Origin of the sequence: Streptomyces beihaiensis (assembly GCF_026274175.1) — a bacterium.
GTDB lineage: Bacteria > Actinomycetota > Actinomycetes > Streptomycetales > Streptomycetaceae > Streptomyces > Streptomyces beihaiensis.
In genome coordinates this window covers 1-1,536 of record NZ_JAPHNL010000193.1, presented here as the reverse complement: position 1 = coordinate 1,536, position 1,536 = coordinate 1, and the positions used below count along the sequence as shown (strand labels likewise).

The 1,536-nt window shown below is 70.8% G+C and carries 1 protein-coding gene; it reads left to right on the top strand.

Annotated elements, in window-relative coordinates; all coding sequences use genetic code 11:
- Window positions 1-1,449, top strand: a 1,449-nt coding sequence (locus OFY01_RS16830) for a S8 family peptidase (protein WP_407700360.1), incomplete at its 5' end; no start/stop codon positions are given.
- Window positions 1,450-1,536: the final 87 nt, after the last annotated feature.

Here is a 1,536-nt window from a genome sequence, read left to right as displayed (position 1 = left end):
CGGAGTCACGCCATCTTCAACGCCCACCCAACCTCAAAGACACGCTCTCCCACAGACGACCTGACCAAGCACTACTATGTCGTGAACACCCGCGGCAGGGACGCGCGCACCATATCCGCCGTACGGCGGGCGATATCCGCCGCCAACGGCTCGGTCGTCGCGGCGTACGCGAAGATCGGCGTGTTCGTCGTGCACTCGGCGAACCCGGACTTCGGCAGGCGGATGCGGGCCCTCCCCGAGGTCGCCACGGCGGGCGCCACCCGCACCGCGCCGCTCAGCCTGGCCGGCACCGACGACGAGGGCGCCGTGCAACCGCTGACGAAGGCACAGGTCGCCGCCGTGTCCGCGAAGGCGAAGGCCGGCCAGGAGCCGCTGGAGGCCGACCAGTGGGACCTGCGGGCGATCGGCGCCGACAAGGCCGCGAAGATCAACCCCGGCAGCCGCGACGTCACCGTCGGCGTCATCGATGTCGGCGTCGACGACACCCACCCGGACATCGCGCCGAACTTCTCCGCCTCCCAGTCGGCCAGCTGCGTCGGCGGCAGGGCGGACACCTCGCCGGGCGCCTGGCGGCCCGCCAAGCCGTCGCACTACCACGGCACGCACGTCGCCGGTGAGATCGCCGCGGCGCGCAACGGGATCGGTGTGGCGGGCGTCGCCCCGAACGTGAAGGTCGCCGGGATCAGGGTCGCGGAACCGGACAGCGAGCTGTTCTACCCGGAGAGCGTCGTGTGCGCCTTCGTGTTCGCCGCCGACCACGGCATCGACATCACCAACAACAGCTATTACGTGGACCCGTGGCTGTACAACTGCATGGACGACCCTGACCAGCGGGCCATCGTCGACGCCGTCAACCGCGCCCAGCTGTACGCCCGCGGCAAGGGCACCCTGAACGTGGCCGCCGCGGGCAACTCCGACGACGACCTCGACTCGCACGCCCTTCGGGACACGTCGAGCCCCGACGACTCCGCGGCCGTCGACCGGACCGTCGACCCGCACGAGTGCTTCGACGTGCCGACCCAGTTGCCGGGCGTCGTGACGGTCAGCGCGGTCGGCGTCGACAAGGGCAAGTCGTACTACTCGAGTTACGGCGACGGCGTGATCGACGTCGCGGCCCCCGGCGGCGACAAGTACCAGATCCCCGACACCCCGTCCAAGAACGGCCGCATCCTGTCGACGATGCCGGGCGGCGGGTACGGCTGGCTGCAGGGCACGTCGATGGCGTCGCCGCACGCCGCCGCCGTGGCCGCCCTCCTGAAGTCGACGCATCCGCACGCCTCCCCCGCGCAGTTGGAGCGCATGCTCGAGGCGCAGGCCGACAAGGAGGCGTGCCCGTCCTCGTACGACGGTGACGGCGACGGCACCGTGGACGCGGTCTGCAAGGGCAGCAAGGGCCACAACGGCTTCTACGGGCGCGGCATCGTCGACGCCCTCAAGGCCGTGAAGTGACCTGAGTGACCTGTGGCGGCCCGTACCCGTCAGAGGGACGGGCCGCCGGGTGACAGTGTCGTGCGGGTGTAGCAGAGGCACGCGGCT